Here is a 19,062-nt window from a genome sequence, read left to right as displayed (position 1 = left end):
GCCATGCGGGCCATTCGTAAACATTGGGTGATGCAAAGCCACAACCGTAGTTTTACCCCGGGCCTTTTTTATAAGACTTTCATATTCAAGAAAAAAACGGTTACGGGTTCTAATTTCACAATTATCATTTAATGTTGGAAACTTATCCCATTTGGTCAGGTACCATTCGGTATCCACAATTATTAACTCTACCTCATCATTAATTTCAACTTTGCGTATTGGGCAGCCATCCTCCGGAAGGAAAGTGTTTTTCCCAAGCTTGTCCTCAATATATTCTTCCTGCCTTTTAAGACCTTTGGGGCCTTCATTATACCAATCATGGTTTCCAGGAATAAAAATTGGCCTCCCGGCAAAGTCTTTTACGACCTCCGTTTGAACATTCAGCTGATGCTCTGCGAATTCTCTTCCCTTGGCTCCCTTCTTTGGTAAACCTTTTGGATAAATATTATCGCCTAAAAATAGTGCTGTACTATTTTCTGAGGCTTTTGCCAATACTTTTTCAAAAGATTGCAATGCCTCAGATTTTGATCCCAAGGGAGAATACCCGGCATCACCTATTAAATAGAAGGAGTGTTGCACTTCACTTTTAGATTCTAGTGGAATCAAAGCCTCTTCATTGTACTGTAACTTGTGGGTAGCACAGGAATACAATACTAAAAAGCTTACTACTAACGTAAATGAATTAAATATTCGATTCATTTTTATAGAAAGATATTTAAATTTGGATGAATTATATACACAAAATATAAGCTAAAATACAAAGTAAAAGCCTAAATATCCTGTGTTTATTGACTTTAAAAATCGTTATAAAAAGACAAGAACTTTTAAGATAGGAAATCTTATAGAATTGCAAACCATTAACCAAAAGATCGATCATTAGTCTAAGATTAAGCGAATTGCCTGAGAATTACTTTCCTTATTCATTTTTAAACAGATTTAAATAAACTTCGTTGAAGTTATATAACTTTGGAAGAAACCGTATAATTTGTAATTTTTGTTTTATAAATTTGATGCATGTCTGAAATTCTTGCGAAAACTGAAGCCTTTGCTGTTGATTTATTATCGACAGAACTAGATCCAAAATATCTTTACCATAACCTAAGACATACGCAACGGGTAGTAAAGAGTGCGCTGGAACTCGCGGAAGCTAATTCACTTGATGATAATGAAAAGGAAATCATTTTATTATCGGCCTGGTTACATGATACAGGATATACCATGGGGCCAGATGAGCATGAAAGAAGTAGTTGCAAAATAGCTAAAGAATTTCTAACCAAGGAAGGCTATGACGAGGCCAAAATTAAAAATGTTCAGGCCTGTATTATGGCCACAAAAATGCAAAATGAACCCATTAGTTTAAGCGAAAAAATTATCCGTGATGCTGATGCCTCACATTTTGCTCAGAAAAGCTATTTGGACACTTGTGAATTGCTCAGGGAAGAGCTTTCATTACTGGGTATCAAGGATTATTCAGTTAAAGAATGGATGGAGCAGAATATCAAAATGTTCAGAACAGAACATCGATATTATACTGACTATGCTAAAGCCAACTGGCAGGAAAGAAAAGACAAGAATCTGAGGAATCTTGTAAAGGCATTAAAAAAGGAAAAGGAATTCGCGAAAAAAGAAAAATTAAAGGCCCATTATAAGAACGAAAGCCCTGATAGGGGCATACAAACTTTGTTTCGGGTAACCATAAAAAACCACATCACCCTAAGTGACATTGCAGATACCAAGGCAAATATTTTACTGTCCGTTAACGCGATTATAATTTCGGTGGTCTTATCTAACTTATTACCTAAATTGGATAACCCTTCAAATACCTACCTCATCTACCCAACACTAATTTTTCTGATTTTCACGGTTACTTCAATGGTGATGGCAGTTATTGCAACACGTCCTAATATTACCGGCGGTAAATTTAGTAAGGAAGATGTAACTAATAAAAAGGTGAATCTCCTTTTCTTTGGAAATTTTCATCATATGAAATTGGAAGATTATGAATGGGCTATTCAAGAATTGGCCAAGGACAAAGATTATATCTATAGTTCACTTACTAAGGATCTTTATTTTCTTGGATTGGTGCTCCACAGAAAATATAAAATCTTACGCCTTACCTATACTATTTTTGCGGTAGGTATTATAGTCTCAGTAATCGCCTTTGCTTTAGCTTTTAAATATTTAGGAAAAAGCCCTTTTATTGATGTTGCATCAATTTTAAGCTTTTAATTCTTCCATGAGGTCCTCATAGGTAAAGGTTTTTTTATCTTCCTTGTTCTTCCTGTATAGAATCTCTGCCCTAATTGCTTTAAGGCCAGATACCCCCTGAAGCCCTTCCAATTCTACTATTTCAATATTATTAGTAAAATATCCTTTGGATTTTAGAAAAGAAATATATCTCAGGTATTCCAGTTCATCTTTTTTCTGAGAGTAAACTATAGATAGCTTCCCTTTTTGGGTTAGCCTTTCATTGGTTCCTTTGATAAATGACTTATCAATGCGCTTTTTTATTATTTCATAACGAGCGTTATAGGTGCCGTCTACATCAAATTGTTTTTCATCCATTCTGAAGCGAATAGACAAGGATGTACTATATACAAGAATAAGAGAAGCAACGTCTAGCTGTACATCCAATTCCGGTTTAAGGTTGTAGTACTTGTTTTCCATCTCGCACATGACCTGTAGCTGCCACAGCCTGAGATTCTTTAAGTATAACGGATCAAAATCCCTGTCATTCGCAATTGAACTACCTATATACATATTGTGTTCTATCCCATCTGTCTTATAGCGTTCGTAAAAGTGAGGAAACATCTCCTGTGCCTCTTCCTGATGCTTGTCAATTACAGATGCCAGTTTTTTATTAATCAGCATCACACTATCATCATATTGTTTCCTGTGATCGTAATAAGAATGTGTTTCCGGATTAATGGTATTTTCATATTCTTCAACCATTTTAGCCAATTCTTTGCTTTGTTTTTTAAGATGATTGAAGATTGGTATTACATCTGCATAGACGAAGTCAAAAATGGTCTGTTCACTATTCGAAAATAAGGTCTCTTTTATGTCTTCAATAAAATTGTCAATTCTGTATATAAGTTCCTCATATACCGGTAATTTTTCAATTTTCAATGCAGCATTCAATACTTCTTTGATATTCGATAATTGAATCATCAGATCTCGTTGAATAGCTGTATTCCTAGCCTGGGAAGAACCTTTAATGTCTATTTGCCCATATAGAGGATATACATCCTTAAAAACTATTTCTTTAAATGAAGGTTGCCTGCCTTCAAGGCCGTCGATAATAAATTGTTTGGCTTCTTCTTCAAATCTCCAGTGAACGGATTTGTGTACAGAAGTACATTCATTTTGAATAATGGCATCGATTAAATTTTCTTCTTCAATTTTGGAGCGCACTACGGCGGCAACAATATAGGGCATTACATCATCCAGCTTGGTTGCATTAACTCCGTTTAATTGATTTTTTTTAGTGGACACAAGTTCCAACACTCCTAAAAGTTCTCCTTCATTGACGATAGGAGCAAAAATGGCGCTTTTTATTCCCTGTTCATGCAATCCTTTGTAGGGCGCAATCCCTTCTGATAATTTAAAATATTTATCAACGTCAGGTACGGCAAAATAGCCTTTCTCATTCACTATTTTATCATAGGAACCGATGCACAGGGCATTATTGCACAACTCGTTATCTTTCTCTTTAAGGAGAAAGCTTTCTATTCCATTGCCATATACTCGTTCTAACTGATCATCTTTTGAATTATAAGTGACAAAACCTATTTTTAACTCTTTTACTTTAAAGAATGATCTGAAGGTCTCCTGCAAATCAGAGATAAAGGTTTCGCTTCCTCTTTTATCACTTGAGATAAGATTTGATTTAATTTCAGATATGGTATGCTCTGCAGTAACATCAAACATATTGGATATTACAAAGCCTTTTGAAATAAAACTATTTGGCGGTATCATTTCCTTCCAGAGTTCAAGATCTTCCGGATTTTCTAATAGTTTATCAACATCTGTCTGGGTTATCTCTTTTGCCAAATCTGTTGGTAATATATCCATAAAATCAGCATTGTATAAAATGCGATAATGATGCATAACTCCATTAGCATCTGGTATATCATAGAAATACGGTCTACTAAAATCGAGGTTAAATCCATAATGGAATTTAAGAATTACTGTACTGGCCATAATATAATCTATCCCTTCATCCTGATTGCGTATAAAAGGTTTAAAATCCTTACCGGCATTTTCTAAAATTTTCTGAAATCTTTTGGACTTATTAAATACAATATCAAAATAAGGTAGAGAAGCAGCCTTAATTTCATTCTCGCTCAATACCTCGGCAAATGAATCCTGCAGAATAATACGAATAACATCTTTGTGTTTTTCAAGAAGTTTAATATCCGAAAAACCATCCCTTAATTCAGGAAATGGTGCCTGAGCTTCCAGTACATACTTAGCCCGGGATGATAAAAACGCATCATCACTTTTGGCCATAGTATCATACCGCTGTAATAGCTTATCGAAGCTAATTAACATTTCCAGCGGCATATCTTTATTTATAGATCCCATAATAATATATGTCTACAGATTGACCGTAAAATTACAAAACTATTCGATTTCTTTTTGTTAAAGTAATTTTAGCGTTGTTCGGTGCATTTTTTGGATATTTATACAAATTATAATAATGTCTTCAGATAACAGACTTAATAACGCTTACAAAAGGGCCAAAATCATAGCCTTTGACGACTCCTCCAAGTTTATTCTTTTTAGTGATTGTCACCGGGGAGACAATAGTTTTGCAGATGAGTTTGCCAATAACAGAAATATCTATTATCACGCTTTAAAGCATTATTATAATAATGGCTTTCAATACTGTGAACTTGGAGATGGCGATGAACTCTGGGAGAATTTAACTTTTGAACCAATTTTTGAAGCCCATAAGAATATTTACCTGCTAATGAAGCTTTTTCACGAGGAAAACAAGTTGCATATGATATACGGGAACCACGATATGGTTTATCGAAACCCGGAATATGTAAAAAAAAATCTTTATACCTACTTTGAACCCAAAGATGAAAAAGAAGCTGCTTTATTAGATAAATTGAAGTTTCATGAGGCTATAGTTTTAAAACACAGAGAGAGTGGTCAGGAGTTATTTTTAACTCACGGGCATCAGGCCGATTTTATGAATTATCACGGATGGCGATTTAATCGATTCATGGTTCGCATTCTTTGGAAACCCTTGCAAGTTTGGGGAATAGCGGATCCCACAAGTCCGGCCAGGAACAACCGTGAATTAATAAAGGTGGAGAAAAGGATCAAGAAATGGATTCTGCGAAATAACTTAAAAATAACCGTGATGGGTCATACCCATAGGCCCAGATTCCCTGAACCCGGTGATATCCCTTTATTTAACGATGGTAGTTGTGTGCACCCCAGAAGTATTACGGGGATTGAAATAGTATATGGAGAAATTTCTCTTATAAAATGGCAGATCGCAACTAAGGAAGATGGTACGCTTCAAATTGTACGGGTATTACTCGAAGGACCACAGAAGTTAGTGGACTATAGCCAAAATGAGGATTGATTCTTTCCAATACCTCGGTATTAGTTGAATCAATCCTCAGGAAATAGTCATGTGATCTATTTCTATTGAATCATAAAGTTAATAGGTATACTATATGGAACTTTTACAGATTTTCCGCGTTGCATCCCCGGAGTCATATTAGGGAGTGAAGCAATAATTCGATGTGCTTCTTTCTCCAATAGTTTATCTGGACCCCTTGTCCTTATTGACTCTACTACTCCTTTAGAATTAATCATAAATTGTACAAATACTTTTCCTTTAATTCCCAGTTCAAGGGCACTCTCGGGATAAGTAAATTCTTTAACAATATGGGCTTGTATCATTTTTTGAAAACAAGCTTTACGTTCATCATTGCCTTTTGCATTTTCACAACCGGGATAAATTGGAACATTTTCTATGACTGCAAAGGGGACTACGATATCCTCTTCTTCTTCTCCAACTTCAACATCATCAACGTCCATTACCTCTTCAATCACTGATTCCTGACTAGTTTCTGTACTCTCAATAATTGTTTCTTCTATTTCCTCTGTGTCTTCTACGACTTCAATTACTTCAGGAGCAGCAGGTGGTGGTGGTGGTGGTGTTGTTTTTATAATCTCTGTTACCGGTACATCTTCTTTAAGGTCATCTACGGCCTGCGCAATGTCCAGAGTTATGGTGTCTGTAGGATACGATTTGTATTCTAAAGCACGCCAGGTCAAAAACAGAACGACTGTAAGTCCTATTACAAAATACAGCCCTCTATTTCTATTTAAATCGACTTTTGGGTTTTTTTTGACTTGCATGACTATTTGAATTATGATATACCCAAAATTACGTCATGTGAAATGTAGATAATATGATATTTATCAGGTTAGATCAATGATATCATAAATTTTGCTATTCAAAAAATGGGCTATTAAAAAGTAATCAGGACTAAAAAGAGTCCTGATTACCTGAATTATAATCTAGCAGATTCACTTATGTGGGATGCGCCTTTCCTTATTAAGTATTGGATAATAGCACCTCGTCAAAATCAATTCCTTCAATCGGCACAATTCGCTGTGCAGCAGCGTCCCATTTAATTCGTATTCCAAGTTTAACTGAAAGTCCTGCCATATGAGCTGATATTGCTTCTTCAAATCCCTCCTTTATTCCGCAACTCACTGCACCTCCGTTACGGGCACTGCTAAGCCATTCCCTTAAATGAAGAAATGTTGAATCAACTCTTGCGCCATTAATATAGGTCCACATTAGACCCTTATCCGCAAAATATTGCGACGTTGCCGAGGAAACCGCGTCTGGCACACTGGCCCCGGGATTGTAGCTGTAAACCGGAACCGATGGTTTCATTTTCTCAGATTCAATCTGATCTGCATACTTTGTAGAGCTGCTATCGGGCCATACCGTGAGCCGATTGCCTAATTCCAAGGTACCATCATGTCCCATAAGAATAGTTGGCCTGTTAAAGCCATTTCCAAGAGTTGCACTGTAGACAAAAGTCATTCCTTTTTCCTTGCCCTTTTTCTGACTACTACCTGTACTAAATTGTGGAAACTCCATATTTACCTGTAATACATCGGGAACATTACGACCGTCATTATGAGTATAAATTCCTCCTGAAGCCATTACGGATGAAGGGATACCCATTTGCAATACACAGTTAAGACGATCATAATCGTGGGTTAATAAATCTCCGGATAGACCGGATCCGTATGCCCACCATTTTCTCCACCTGAAAAAGTGATTCTTATTGAAGGGTATTTGTGGTGCAGAACCTAAAAAGAGATCCCAATCTATGGTTTGAGGATTTGCCTCGTCTTCTATGTTATAATTCCATGCGCCATTATCATCGTTCCTGTTGGTATTGGTCTGGACAAGAGATATGTGACCAAGTACCCCTTTGGTTACAATATCCTGAGCCGTTTGAAAACTTAAAGTTTGTCTGTGTTGGTGGCCAACCATTAGTGATGCTTTAGACTTTTCAGCGACTTCTTTTAGCCTGTATGTCTCTTCTACGGTATGCGTCATCGGTTTTTCCACATAGGCATGTATCCCATTTTCAAGAGCATCTATGGCCATAGGGGCATGCCAGTGATCCGGGGTAGCTATAATTACCGCATCTACTTTCCCGCTGCGGATCATTTCCTGATGCGTCCTAAATCTAATCACCTTGTTATCCTCGGTAGAAAAAGAATTAATTACCCTGTCTGCCCTAACATCATACACATCGCAAACTGCCGTAAGTTTTACATTCAGTTTATCCTGATTCATAAAATCTTCCAAACTGGAGTGATTCGGATCCTCCTCTGCAGCTAATCTCATTTCTTCCAACCATTCTTTGGTTGCAAATCCTAATGCTCTGATTAATTGTTCTCCCCGAATACCAAAACCAATAATTCCTACTCTTATGGGATCACCGCTAATTGCTTTTACTGCAGAAGGCAATGAAGGCTGTATATTTAATTGTTCCAGTATGGCTGTGCGCTCCCTGTTTTTGGAAACCGCATTTGAAGCACCTGCCCACCAGACAGCACCAAGTATTGGGATTCCGCCTAAGCCTTTAATTACATCTCTTCTAGACCATTTCATAAGGTTTCAGTTTTAGTTTGTTCATTTTTTTTATTAAATAAGTATTTTAGACCGAAGTATTGTCCGGTAGGATATTGATAAATAACCATGCAGGCGGCAAGTTCTATTAAATTTTTATTTACAAACCAATAACTTCCTTCAACATTTACTTGCATTAACCAGGGGAAAGGAGGATGTGCCCAATAATACAAAGCGAGTAGAATTATACCCACTAAAGCGCCTTTTTTCTCAAATATCCCTAACAAAAGAGTAATCCCTACAAACATAAGTGCCAACCAATTAAGGGTGTCTGCCCAACCAATTATCGGTTCTTTGGCTATTATAAGGAATAAAGGTTTAAATGGACCTTGGGCCGTTGCCAGATAGCCAAATGAAGTCCAATCAGGATTGTAAAGCTTTACGACACCTTCATACAAAAAATGCCAGCCAATAAGTACGCGCATAAACACAACACTGTGTTTTAATTGCCATTTTCCTTTAGTTTCAGTCATATTGTTTAGTTAAAGTTGTTAATTAGTTGTTCTCTTAAAAGAACTTTTAAAGCAATTTTTAGATTATAATGTATTACTAGATAAAGTAATAGTATTCAGGCTTAATCATTTATTTCATGTGCAAAGGATTTGTAAAATTAACGTGTTCAATACTAACAAAAACTTTATGAATAGTAAGATAAATAATAGCTTAATAAATAGGATAAAACTGGTCAAAACTAGACTCAGAAACCTACGTTTCCTATGACATTTATCACGTTTTGCCTACTTGATAGAGCCACGTAAATGGCCAAAATTGATGTTTTCCATCACAAGATAATAAAAGCAATTCAATATTTATTAATTGAAATTTTTTCTTAAATAGTATCATTTTCTAATCCGGTATTCAATTCCAATCTTTAGTAAAAATGTTTATCTTGATAAAAATTATTAATTAACCAACAAAACAAAAAATGAAAAAACTACTAGCAGAATTTATCGGCACCCTATGGCTGGTGCTTGGTGGATGCGGAAGTGCCGTCCTGGCCGCAGCGTATCCGGAACTTGGAATTGGTTTCTTGGGAGTATCCCTTGCATTTGGTCTTACCGTGTTGACTATGGTCTACGCCATTGGGCATATTTCAGGTTGCCACCTTAATCCTGCAGTTTCTATAGGGCTATGGATAGGTGGCCGTTTTGAAAGTAAGGAATTAGTTCCTTACATAATTGCGCAGGTATTGGGGGGTATTGCAGGAGCAGGAATATTATACGTAATTGCTACCGGAAAACCCGGATTTGAAGTTGGAGGATTCGCCAGCAATGGTTATGGGGAACATTCCCCGGGTGGTTACAGTATGTTAGCCGCTCTTATTACAGAGGTAGTAATGACTTTTATGTTCCTGATCATTATTCTAGGAGCTACGCATTCCAAAGCTCCAAAAGGAATGGCTGGTATAGCCATAGGACTTGGACTAACACTAATCCACCTAATAAGTATCCCTGTTACTAATACCTCTGTAAATCCAGCCAGAAGTACAAGTCAGGCTTTATTTGCCGGCGACTGGGCCATTGGCCAGTTATGGCTTTTTTGGGTAGCTCCAATAGTAGGTGCCTTAATAGCGGGACTCGTATATAAATATATTTCTCCCGAAAGTAAAAGTTAAAATAATCAGGGCCAAAATGGCCCTTTATTTTTGTTTAGGCCAAACGCTACTATTTCTTTTATGAAATAGTATATTTAGTACTTCAAAGATCATAACCAACAACCCATATGCCGCTAGTTATAGTAATTATAGGGATAATACTTCTCTTTATCCTGATTGCCAAATTCAAACTCAATGCATTTATAACTTTTATCCTTGTTTCATTATTTGTGGGTATTGCAGAGGGAATGCAGCTTGAAGACGTGGTACAATCTATCCAGAACGGAATAGGGAGTACTTTGGGATTTTTAGTAATGATTTTAGGCTTTGGTGCCATGTTGGGCAAATTGGTTGCCGATAGCGGAGCAGCACAACGCATAACTTCAAAACTTGTAAGTAAGTTTGGTATAAAAAATATACAGTGGGCCCTTGTACTAACCGGATTCATTGTTGGTATCCCTATGTTCTATTCTGTAGGCTTTGTTATTTTAATACCTCTGGTATTTACAGTGGCGGCCTCAACCAGGCTTCCCCTTTTATATGTAGGTTTACCTATGCTGGCCTCACTATCCGTTACACATGGATATCTTCCCCCCCATCCTGCTCCCACAGCCATAGCAATAATGTTTGATGCCGATCTGGGTAAAACTTTGTTATATGGGATCATCGTGGCTATCCCGGCAATAATTGTTGCCGGCCCATTATTTTCCAGGACGATAAAAAATATAAAAGCAACCCCTCTTAAGGAATTTGTAAATCCCAGAATACTGGAAGATCATGAAATGCCGGGAATGCAAATTAGCATCTTTACTGCTTTATTACCCATCCTGCTTATTGGAATTGCCACCTTAGCAGATCTGTTTCTTTCCAAAGATTTCTATCTTAAGCCGATTATAGATTTTCTTGGCAATCCTGTAATAGCGATGCTTATCTCTGTACTGGTTGCAATCTACACCCTGGGATTAGCACGTGGTAAAAAAATGCCCGAAATCATGGGGTCTGTAGGCAGTTCCATTTCAGGAATTACAATGGTACTTTTGATTATAGCAGGTGCTGGTGCTTTAAAACAGGTCCTGGTAGATAGTGGTGTAAGTGATTACATAGCCTATATGCTGAGTGGATCTACGATTTCTCCATTAATATTGGCCTGGTTCATAGCAACGGTGATCAGGGTCTGTGTGGGATCTGCCACGGTGGCAGGATTAACTGCTGCGGGAATAATATTACCCCTCGTATCCAATACAGGTGTTAGTCCGGAATTAATGGTACTGGCCATTGGATCAGGAAGTTTAATGTTATCACATGTCAACGATGGAGGCTTCTGGTTGTTTAAAGAGTATTTTAATTTGTCTGTTAGAGATACACTTAAAACATGGACTGTTATGGAGACTATGGTTGGAGTAATGGGACTTATTGGAGTATTGATCTTAAACACATTCATTTAAAACAAGCATATGAACAATTTACCTTCACAACGAATAGCATCATTGGGGTTAAAATTACCTCCTGCTCCACCTCCTGCTGGACTATATAAACCCATCCTGGTAGTAGACAACTTTCTTTATGTATCCGGACAGGGACCTATGCAATCAGATGGAACATTAATCACCGGGAGGGTTGGTGAAGATCTTACCCTGGGGCAGGCCAAACTAGCTGCAGAACAGGTTGGTTTAACTATGCTCTCTACGATACAAACACATTTTGGAGATTTAGACAAGATTAAAAGAGTCGTAAAGGTATTGGGGATGGTGAACTCTACACCTGATTTTGGACAACACCCTTTAGTTATTAATGGTTTTAGCGAGTTAATGGCAGATGTTTTTGGTACCGATAATGGAGTAGGTGTCCGAAGTGCCGTGGGTATGATGTTGCCGGGTAATATCCCGGTTGAAATTGAAGCCATGTTTCAGCTGCATTAAACAGATTCAAAATGGCAGGTAAAAATTGGTATGAACTTAATAATCCCGAGGAAATTGTTTCTCCCACCTTGTTGGTATATCCGGATAGAATTGAAAAAAACATTGCATTGATGATTTCAATTATAGGAGATGTAACCAGGCTTCGTCCGCATATAAAAACCCATAAGACGGCCGAGATTATAGAGATGCAAATGCAACATGGTATACAAAAATTTAAATGTGCCACTATTGCAGAAGCGGAGCTTTTAGCACAATGTGATGCCAAAGACATTCTATTGTCCATGCAGCCTGTTGGTGCTAATTTAAACAGGTTCTTTAAACTGATTGCCACTTATCCCAATTCAGTATTTTCTACTATTGTGGATAATGAATTTACTGTTGGCCTTATTTCAGAAATGGCCGCTTTCAACAAGATAATTGTACCATTATTCCTGGACCTCAATACCGGTATGAACAGAACAGGGATAGAACCCAATGACAATGCCGTTAAATTGTTCAAGCAAATTGCAGTAGACCCAAACCTATATGCCCGTGGAATGCATGCATATGATGGCCATATCAGGAATACAGATATAAAACTTCGAAAACAGGCTTGTGATGCTGCTTTTGATTTGGTTATTAGTCTTAAAAACAAAATTAAAGCTTGTGGTTTAGAAGTAGAAACACTAGTTATGGGAGGATCGCCTACATTTCCAATTCATGCGGCAAGACAAAATATCGAAACCAGTCCCGGAACAACAGTGCTTTGGGATGAGCGCTATGGAACTTCTTTTAGGGATATGCCATTTTTACCGGCGGCGGTGTTACTTACCAGAATTATCAGTAAACCCAAAGAAGGAATTATCTGTTTAGATCTGGGGCATAAAGCCATAGCTCCTGAGATGGATTTACCTAGGGTGAAAATCTTTGGATTGGAAGATGCAGAACAAATTGGTCAAAGTGAAGAACATTTAGTACTTCGTTATTCCAAAAGTGAAAACTTAAGAATAGGTGATGTCTTTTATGGCATTCCCATGCATATTTGCCCCACTGTGGCTAAATATTCAAAAGTTCTGACGGTTGAGGACTCTCAGATAACAGGAGCATGGCAAATTGCCGCAAGAGATCATCAAATCCAAATATAAAAATACATATGTTTATTTTTGACGCACATCTTGATTTGGCAATGAACGCAATGGAATGGAACCGGGATCTTAGCTGGTCCGTTGAGGATATCCGTGCAAAAGAGACAGAGATGACGGACAAACCGGATAGGGGTAAAAATACAGTTTCTTTTGACGCTATGAGAAAGGGCAATATTGGCATTTGCATGGCCACTCAGATTGCGCGTTTTGTAAAAAAAGATAGTCATCTACCCGGATGGAATTCCCCTCACCAGGCCTGGGCGCAAACTCAAGGTCAACTCGCGTGGTACCGGACAATGGAAGCTATTGGAGAATTGACCCAGATTACGAACAAAGAAGAATTGAACAGGCATCTGGATCTCTGGAATTCTCCCGCTAAGCATAAAAAACCTATCGGATATATTTTAAGTCTCGAAGGAGCCGACTCTATTATTACACTTGATCATCTGGAGAAAAGTTATCAGCAAGGCTTACGGGCCATTGGGCCTGCTCATTATGGGCCCGGAACCTATGCTCACGGCACAAATTCCATTGGGGGAATTGGCAATAAAGGAAAGGAGCTTTTAAAAGAGATAGCACGATTAAATATTATTTTAGACACTACCCATTTATGCGATGAAAGTTTTTGGGAAACCATGAAGGCCTACCAGGGTCCACTTTGGGCCAGCCATAATAATTGCAGGGCTTTGGTAAACCATAACAGGCAATTTTCAGATGAACAAATCATTGAACTTATAAAAAGGGATGCAGTTATTGGTATTGCCCTGGATACCTGGATGATGGTTCCAAACTGGGTACGCGGTAAATCGACCCCTGAAGCCATGGGGGTAACCTTAGAAATAATGGTTGATCATATAGACCATATTTGTCAACTTGCAGGGAACGCCTTACATGTGGGGATTGGGACCGATCTCGATGGCGGATTTGGCAAAGAGCAAAGTCCGGCAGATATAGATACCATTGCCGATTTACAGAAACTCCCGGATTTGCTTCATAAAAGGGGTTATAACACCGGGGATATTGAAAATATTATGCATGTGAACTTCATTCGATTTCTTAGAAAAACCTGGAGTTAATTACAAAAAAATCCTCCCGGTAATTTGGGAGGATTTGAATCAAATAATAGTTAAGCTAATCTAAAAATTTAACGAACTTTTCTAACTAAAGTGGCCATAGTCACGGACTTAAGGTCCCTGAGCGCAGTCATTTCCTCATATGCTTTTTGTTGTGCGTCGGATGCTGGTGCATTGTTACCTGCATTAAAGAATTGATCATAACCCGTATACATATCCACTGTAATATGGGTGGCATATGACTCTGTTCCATAACCTAACATATTTCTTAACAATCCCCAGTTAGCCCTGCCTCCCGAATCCACATCACTTTGATGCATTGGCTTAAAAACTTCTGATTCCATTTTTTCATAGGCTGCTGCCTGCCCGGGTTTTGCCTTCATGAAGTTGATAATCGCTAAAGTTCCAATAGGCATATCAAAAGTATCATTAGTCTTATCTATTTCACTAAGATATACCACATGTGTAAGATCCCGGCTTTTTACTGTCATGGCCATTTTTTCCTCGCTTTCTGAATCTGACAGATTAGGGTAAGCATCATTCCACGCCTTCATAAAATCGCCTCCATCCATCATTTTAACCGGGTCATTGTACAGACTTACTGTCAAAAATTGAGCCCCCTGTTTTTGTCCACTCGGTTCAAGACGCCAAAGATCCCAACCTATACAGTCCCCATTTTTAACCCTTTGTTCGTGAACTTTTTCCCAAAATGCCTCTGTTTCCGCATATGCATCTTGCTGGTCTTCATCTACATGCATAAACCCGAATTGAAGGAACAGGGGTTTTTCATCCTGCCCGATTGCGATGGTAGTGAACAGGGCCATTACCATAATCATAAATAATTTTTTCATTTTCTTGAATATTAATGGTTTATTACAAGTAATGAAAAGATTATGGCAATATGAAGTATTCTAGGACGAATAGCGCATATTGTTGTCCCAAGTATAGGTTCTTTTTATCGAAAGAAATTACTATAGCTCTTAACTAATGATTTTTTCCTCCCTAAGAAATGTATCCAGGCTATCTGCAATGTCAAAACATCTACTAACGTTGGATAGACCACTGCAGAATCTTGAATCTAATTGATGAGCCTCGCATTCAAAGCCGGATAAATTTACTTTTTCAAAATTCCTGTTCACAGCTTTACATTGTTCATATAACTTATCAACAGATGCGCTTGCGTCCGGCTCTATATCATTTTCAATTAAAAACCCCTTTAGGTAATTATCGATGGCAATATGAGAATTCTGGCATACCATAAAAGCAACAACGTCTTCCTCAGGTCTGCACAATTCATCATTAGCCTCTTTCAGTTTTTGAATGGCAGTCTCATAGAGTCTTTTTGCTTTGTCTTCCATAAACTGTGTTAATTTAGAATTGACTTTAAATACTACATTTATATTTATTTAAATTTCTGAATAACAGAATTACATATCTCTAAAAAGTTCCAGGCGTTCCCATTTGGTTTCTACCTCTTCCTGAGCCTGCTTCAGGAGTTCTGCACCTAATTCTGCATTTTCTTTTACTACCCTTGTAAAACGGGTTTCGTTATACATAAAATCACTTAGCGGAGCAGTAGGTGCCTTCGAATCTAATCTAAACTTTTTTCCTTTAGGTTTAGAAGGATCAAACCTGAACAATGGCCAATATCCGGTCTCAACCGCTTTTTGCTGCTGCGTTGCCCCATCTTTTAGATCATATCCGTGTTCACCACAGTGCGAATAAGCTACAATTAGCGATGGCCCCGGATATGCTGCAGCTTCTTCAATGGCTTTGAGTGTATGAAGATCCTTTGCACCCATTGCTACCTGAGCCACATATACATTCCCATAAGAAACCGCCTGAAGTGCCAGACTTTTTTTACCTGTTCGTTTTCCGGATACCGAAAACTTAGCACTTGCCCCTAAAGGAGTAGCTTTAGATGTCTGACCTCCTGTATTAGAATACACCTCGGTATCAAGAACCATAATATTCACATCTTCACCTGATGCCAGGACATGATCAACGCCTCCAAACCCTATATCATAAGCCCAACCATCGCCACCAAGTATCCAGACTCCCTTTTTACGGAGATATTCTGTAAGTTGACTTAGTTTAACAGCAGCGGGATTATCTTTTTTCTTTGACAATACTTCTTCAAGTTTATCAATATCAGCAAATTTCTGGCTTCGTTCCGCTTCCGTTTCTTCCGGATTGTTAAGAATGGCTTCTGTTAATTCAACCCCTACTACATCTTTAAGCTGCTTTAACATATTAACTGCAATTTCCTGCTTCTTGGTTAAGGCCAGTTTCATTCCAAAACCAAATTCGGCATTGTCTTCAAATAAGGAATTTGCCCAAGCAGGACCTCTTCCCTCCTTGTTGGTTTTATAAGGAGTTGTTGGAAGATTCCCTCCATATATTGAGGAACAACCTGTTGCATTGGCTATGAGAATACTATCACCGTATAATTGGGTTAGCATTTTAATATAAGGAGTCTCACCACATCCAGAGCAGGCACCTGAAAATTCAAACAGCGGCTCTAAAAACTGAGAACCTTTGACATTGGTGATTTGTAAGGCCGTTCTGTCATAGTCCGGCATATTGATAAAATAATCCCAGTTTACATTTTCCACCTCATCAAAATCGAGTTTCTTCCTCATATTGATGGCTTTAAAATTCTCGATTTCCTTACTTTCAGCAGGACAAACAGCTACACAAAGGTCACACCCTGTGCAATCTTCAGGAGATACCTGTAATACATAAGATTCTGTATCTGCGGTAAATGGCCTTCCCTTGGCAGGAACTGATTTCAAACTACCCGGAGCATCTGCCATAACCTTATTAGGGACGACTTTGGCTCTAATTGCAGCATGTGGACATATGGCCACACACTTATTACACTGAGTACACAGTATTTCATCATCCCATATAGGAATAAAATTAGCTATTCCGCTCTTCTCATATTGCGTAGTACCGGTCGGGAAGGTTCCATCTACGGGAAATGCACTGACTGGCAATTCGTCTCCATGCCCTCCTAATATTTTTTCAAGTACATTCTTAACAAAACCATCCGGCGCATTTGTCATTGCGGAAAGTAAACCTTTCTCACTACTCACTTCTTTTGGATAGTCTACCTGATATAAATTCTCTAGTGATTTATCAACTGCATTAAAGTTCATCTGAACTACAGCATCACCTTTGTGAGCATATGATTTAACAATGGCATCTTTTATTTTCTGAATGGCCTCATCCTTTGGCAGGATACCAGATATTGCAAAGAAACAAGTTTGTAATACCGTATTTGTCCTTTTGCCAAGATCGGCTTCTTGCGCCACTTTTGTAGCATCTACTACATAAAATTTTGCCTCTTTTTCAATGATTCCCTCCTGCATCTTTTTGGGAAGTTTGTCCCAAATTTCCTCTTTGGAAAAAGGAGAATTTAACAAGAAGGTTCCTCCGGGTTTTAAATCGGCAAGCATATCATATCTTTCAATAAAATTAAATTGATGACTTGCTATAAAATCGGCTTTATCAATTAAGTAGGAGGAATATATTGGTTCCGGGCCAAAGCGCAAATGCGAAATAGTTTGTGCACCTGCTTTTTTTGAATCATAGACAAAATAGCCCTGAACATAATTATCCGTGGTATCACCAATTATTTTAATGGAGTTTTTGTTTGCTCCAACCGTACCATCTGATCCAAGACCATAGAACATACAATTGAAAGTTGTACTTTTCACTTTAAAATTATCATCGGATTCCAGACTGGTATGAGATATATCGTCATTTATACCAACGGTAAAATGATTTTTGGGTTTTTCCTTCGTTAGTTCATCAAATACACCTTTTACCATCTGAGGTGTAAATTCTTTAGAAGACAAACCGTATCTGCCTCCTGTAACCGCTATATTTCTGTCGCTCTCTGCAAGGGCAGTAATCACATCCTGATACAATGGTTCCCCGATGCTTCCCGGCTCTTTAGTTCTGTCCAGAACTGCAATTTTCTTTACAGATACAGGTAGACTTTCTATAAAATGAGTTACAGAAAATGGTCTGTATAAACGAACAAACACTACGCCAACCTTCTCATCTTTATTTGCCATTGCCTCAACAGCTTCTCTTACAGCCCCCTGGCCAGATCCCATAATTACAATAACCCGCTCGGCCTCAGGGTGTCCCAAGTAATAAAATAGGCTGTACCTTCTTCCGGTATGCTTGTAAAATTCATCCATTACTTCCTGAACAATTCCAGGCACTTTTTCATAGAAGGGATTAGATGCCTCCCTGGCCTGAAAGAAAACATCAGGGTTTTGAGATGTTCCTCTTATAACAGGATGATCTGGATCTAAAGATCTTTTTTTATGTTCCATGATCTTATCCTCAGGCATCATTGCTACAATTATATCATCCGGAATTGCATCAATCTTGGATATTTCGTGTGAGGTCCTGAAACCATCAAAAATATTTAAAAAAGGAACCCTAGTGCGCAAAGACGCTATTTGAGAAATTAGAGCAAAGTCCATGGCTTCCTGAACAGACCCTCCAAACAGCATGGAAAAACCAGTTTGTCTTGTTGCCATTACATCAGAGTGATCACCAAAAATAGACAGGGCATGGGTTGCAACTGTTCTAGCTGCCACGTGAATTACAGAAGGCAACAATTCACCTGCAATTTTATACATATTGGGAATCATTAGAAGTAAACCCTGGGATGCAGTAAACGTAGTGGTTAATGCCCCTGCCTGCAAAGAGCCGTGTACCGCACCGGCAGCTCCCCCTTCACTTTGCATTTCAACTATGCGGGGAATATTACCCCAAATATTATTTTGCCCTTTAGAACTATAAACATCTACATGTTCCCCCATAGGCGAAGCCGGGGTTATAGGATAGATTGCACATACTTCATTGGTTTTATGAGCAACACGCGCAACAGCCTCGTTAGCATCACAAATTAACTTTGGAAATTTTTTCATCATCGTGATTTTATTAATGCAGAAACTAGCAGATTAGGAAAATTTAAGTGCATTTATAACAAATTTTTGTTCCTACAACTACAAGTAGTATTAGTTTTAGATTTTGGATAAAATTAGGGCTATTACCAAAGGTATTCTATGACAAATGTCAGGTATTATTTTACCAAAAAAAGTAGATTTAAGAATGTGAATTCTGAGAAGAA

At 38.1% G+C, this 19,062-nt stretch carries 15 protein-coding genes; 7 read left to right on the top strand and 8 right to left on the bottom strand.

Annotation, left to right across the window (positions count from 1 at the left end; translation table 11 throughout):
* Window positions 1-699 (bottom strand): metallophosphoesterase (locus tag Q0X66_RS09480; protein ID WP_297705691.1); only part of this gene is annotated, 699 nt, incomplete at its 3' end.
* Between the two features lie 315 nt (window positions 700-1,014).
* Here Q0X66_RS09480 and Q0X66_RS09475 point away from each other — a divergent pair.
* On the top strand, window positions 1,015-2,229 hold the full coding sequence (locus Q0X66_RS09475) for a Pycsar system effector family protein (protein ID WP_297705689.1): 1,215 nt from the start codon (window positions 1,015-1,017) through the stop codon (window positions 2,227-2,229).
* Here Q0X66_RS09475 and Q0X66_RS09470 read toward each other — a convergent pair.
* Window positions 2,218-4,587 (bottom strand): GAF domain-containing protein, encoded by a 2,370-nt coding sequence (locus tag Q0X66_RS09470; RefSeq protein WP_297705687.1) that lies wholly within the window; start codon window positions 4,585-4,587, stop codon window positions 2,218-2,220. The two genes, Q0X66_RS09475 and Q0X66_RS09470, sit on opposite strands and share 12 nt — an antisense overlap.
* A 115-nt stretch (window positions 4,588-4,702) precedes the next feature.
* On the opposite strand from Q0X66_RS09470, the gene Q0X66_RS09465 reads away from it, so the two are divergent.
* Complete coding sequence (locus tag Q0X66_RS09465) at window positions 4,703-5,605, top strand: metallophosphoesterase (RefSeq protein WP_297705685.1); 903 nt, start codon at window positions 4,703-4,705, stop codon at window positions 5,603-5,605.
* Window positions 5,606-5,667: 62 nt separating this feature from the next.
* On the opposite strand, the gene Q0X66_RS09460 is transcribed toward Q0X66_RS09465, so the two are convergent.
* The 3 genes from Q0X66_RS09460 to Q0X66_RS09450 form a co-directional block, all read right to left on the bottom strand.
* Window positions 5,668-6,390, bottom strand: a complete 723-nt coding sequence (locus Q0X66_RS09460) for an energy transducer TonB (RefSeq protein ID WP_297705683.1) — start codon at window positions 6,388-6,390, stop codon at window positions 5,668-5,670.
* A gap of 199 nt (window positions 6,391-6,589) precedes the next feature.
* On the bottom strand, window positions 6,590-8,176 hold the full coding sequence (locus Q0X66_RS09455) for a Gfo/Idh/MocA family oxidoreductase (protein WP_297705681.1): 1,587 nt from the start codon (window positions 8,174-8,176) through the stop codon (window positions 6,590-6,592).
* Window positions 8,173-8,667 carry a DoxX family membrane protein gene (locus Q0X66_RS09450; protein ID WP_297705679.1) on the bottom strand — a complete coding sequence of 165 codons (495 nt, stop codon included), beginning with the start codon at window positions 8,665-8,667 and terminating at the stop codon, window positions 8,173-8,175. Before Q0X66_RS09450 ends, Q0X66_RS09455 begins: the two co-directional genes overlap by 4 nt.
* 452 nt (window positions 8,668-9,119) lie before the next feature.
* Between Q0X66_RS09450 and aqpZ the strand changes: the two genes are divergently transcribed.
* From aqpZ to Q0X66_RS09425, 5 genes are all read left to right on the top strand, one after another.
* Window positions 9,120-9,809: an aquaporin Z gene (gene aqpZ, locus Q0X66_RS09445; protein WP_297705677.1), complete on the top strand. Its 690-nt coding sequence runs from the start codon at window positions 9,120-9,122 to the stop codon at window positions 9,807-9,809.
* Window positions 9,810-9,916: 107 nt separating this feature from the next.
* Window positions 9,917-11,233, top strand: a complete 1,317-nt coding sequence (locus Q0X66_RS09440; RefSeq protein WP_297705675.1) for a gluconate:H+ symporter — start codon at window positions 9,917-9,919, stop codon at window positions 11,231-11,233.
* 9 nt (window positions 11,234-11,242) lie between these two features.
* Window positions 11,243-11,707 carry a RidA family protein gene (locus tag Q0X66_RS09435; RefSeq protein WP_297705673.1) on the top strand — a complete coding sequence of 155 codons (465 nt, stop codon included), beginning with the start codon at window positions 11,243-11,245 and terminating at the stop codon, window positions 11,705-11,707.
* 11 nt (window positions 11,708-11,718) lie between these two features.
* On the top strand, window positions 11,719-12,831 hold the full coding sequence (locus Q0X66_RS09430) for a D-TA family PLP-dependent enzyme (protein ID WP_297705671.1): 1,113 nt from the start codon (window positions 11,719-11,721) through the stop codon (window positions 12,829-12,831).
* 8 nt (window positions 12,832-12,839) lie between these two features.
* Window positions 12,840-13,907, top strand: a complete 1,068-nt coding sequence (locus tag Q0X66_RS09425) for a membrane dipeptidase (RefSeq protein WP_297705670.1) — start codon at window positions 12,840-12,842, stop codon at window positions 13,905-13,907.
* 68 nt (window positions 13,908-13,975) lie between these two features.
* On the opposite strand, the gene Q0X66_RS09420 is transcribed toward Q0X66_RS09425, so the two are convergent.
* The 3 genes from Q0X66_RS09420 to nifJ form a co-directional block, all read right to left on the bottom strand.
* Window positions 13,976-14,755 carry a hypothetical protein gene (locus Q0X66_RS09420; RefSeq protein WP_297705667.1) on the bottom strand — a complete coding sequence of 260 codons (780 nt, stop codon included), beginning with the start codon at window positions 14,753-14,755 and terminating at the stop codon, window positions 13,976-13,978.
* Between the two features lie 129 nt (window positions 14,756-14,884).
* Window positions 14,885-15,262, bottom strand: coding sequence for a HEPN domain-containing protein (locus Q0X66_RS09415; RefSeq protein WP_297705665.1), 378 nt, complete (start codon window positions 15,260-15,262; stop codon window positions 14,885-14,887).
* A 69-nt stretch (window positions 15,263-15,331) separates the two neighbouring features.
* Window positions 15,332-18,859 carry a pyruvate:ferredoxin (flavodoxin) oxidoreductase gene (gene nifJ / locus Q0X66_RS09410; RefSeq protein ID WP_297705663.1) on the bottom strand — a complete coding sequence of 1,176 codons (3,528 nt, stop codon included), beginning with the start codon at window positions 18,857-18,859 and terminating at the stop codon, window positions 15,332-15,334.
* Window positions 18,860-19,062 lie beyond the last annotated feature (203 nt).

It is taken from the genome of uncultured Eudoraea sp., assembly GCF_947260015.1.
Lineage (GTDB): Bacteria > Bacteroidota > Bacteroidia > Flavobacteriales > Flavobacteriaceae > Eudoraea.
This window is presented reverse-complemented; position numbering and strand designations above follow the sequence as displayed.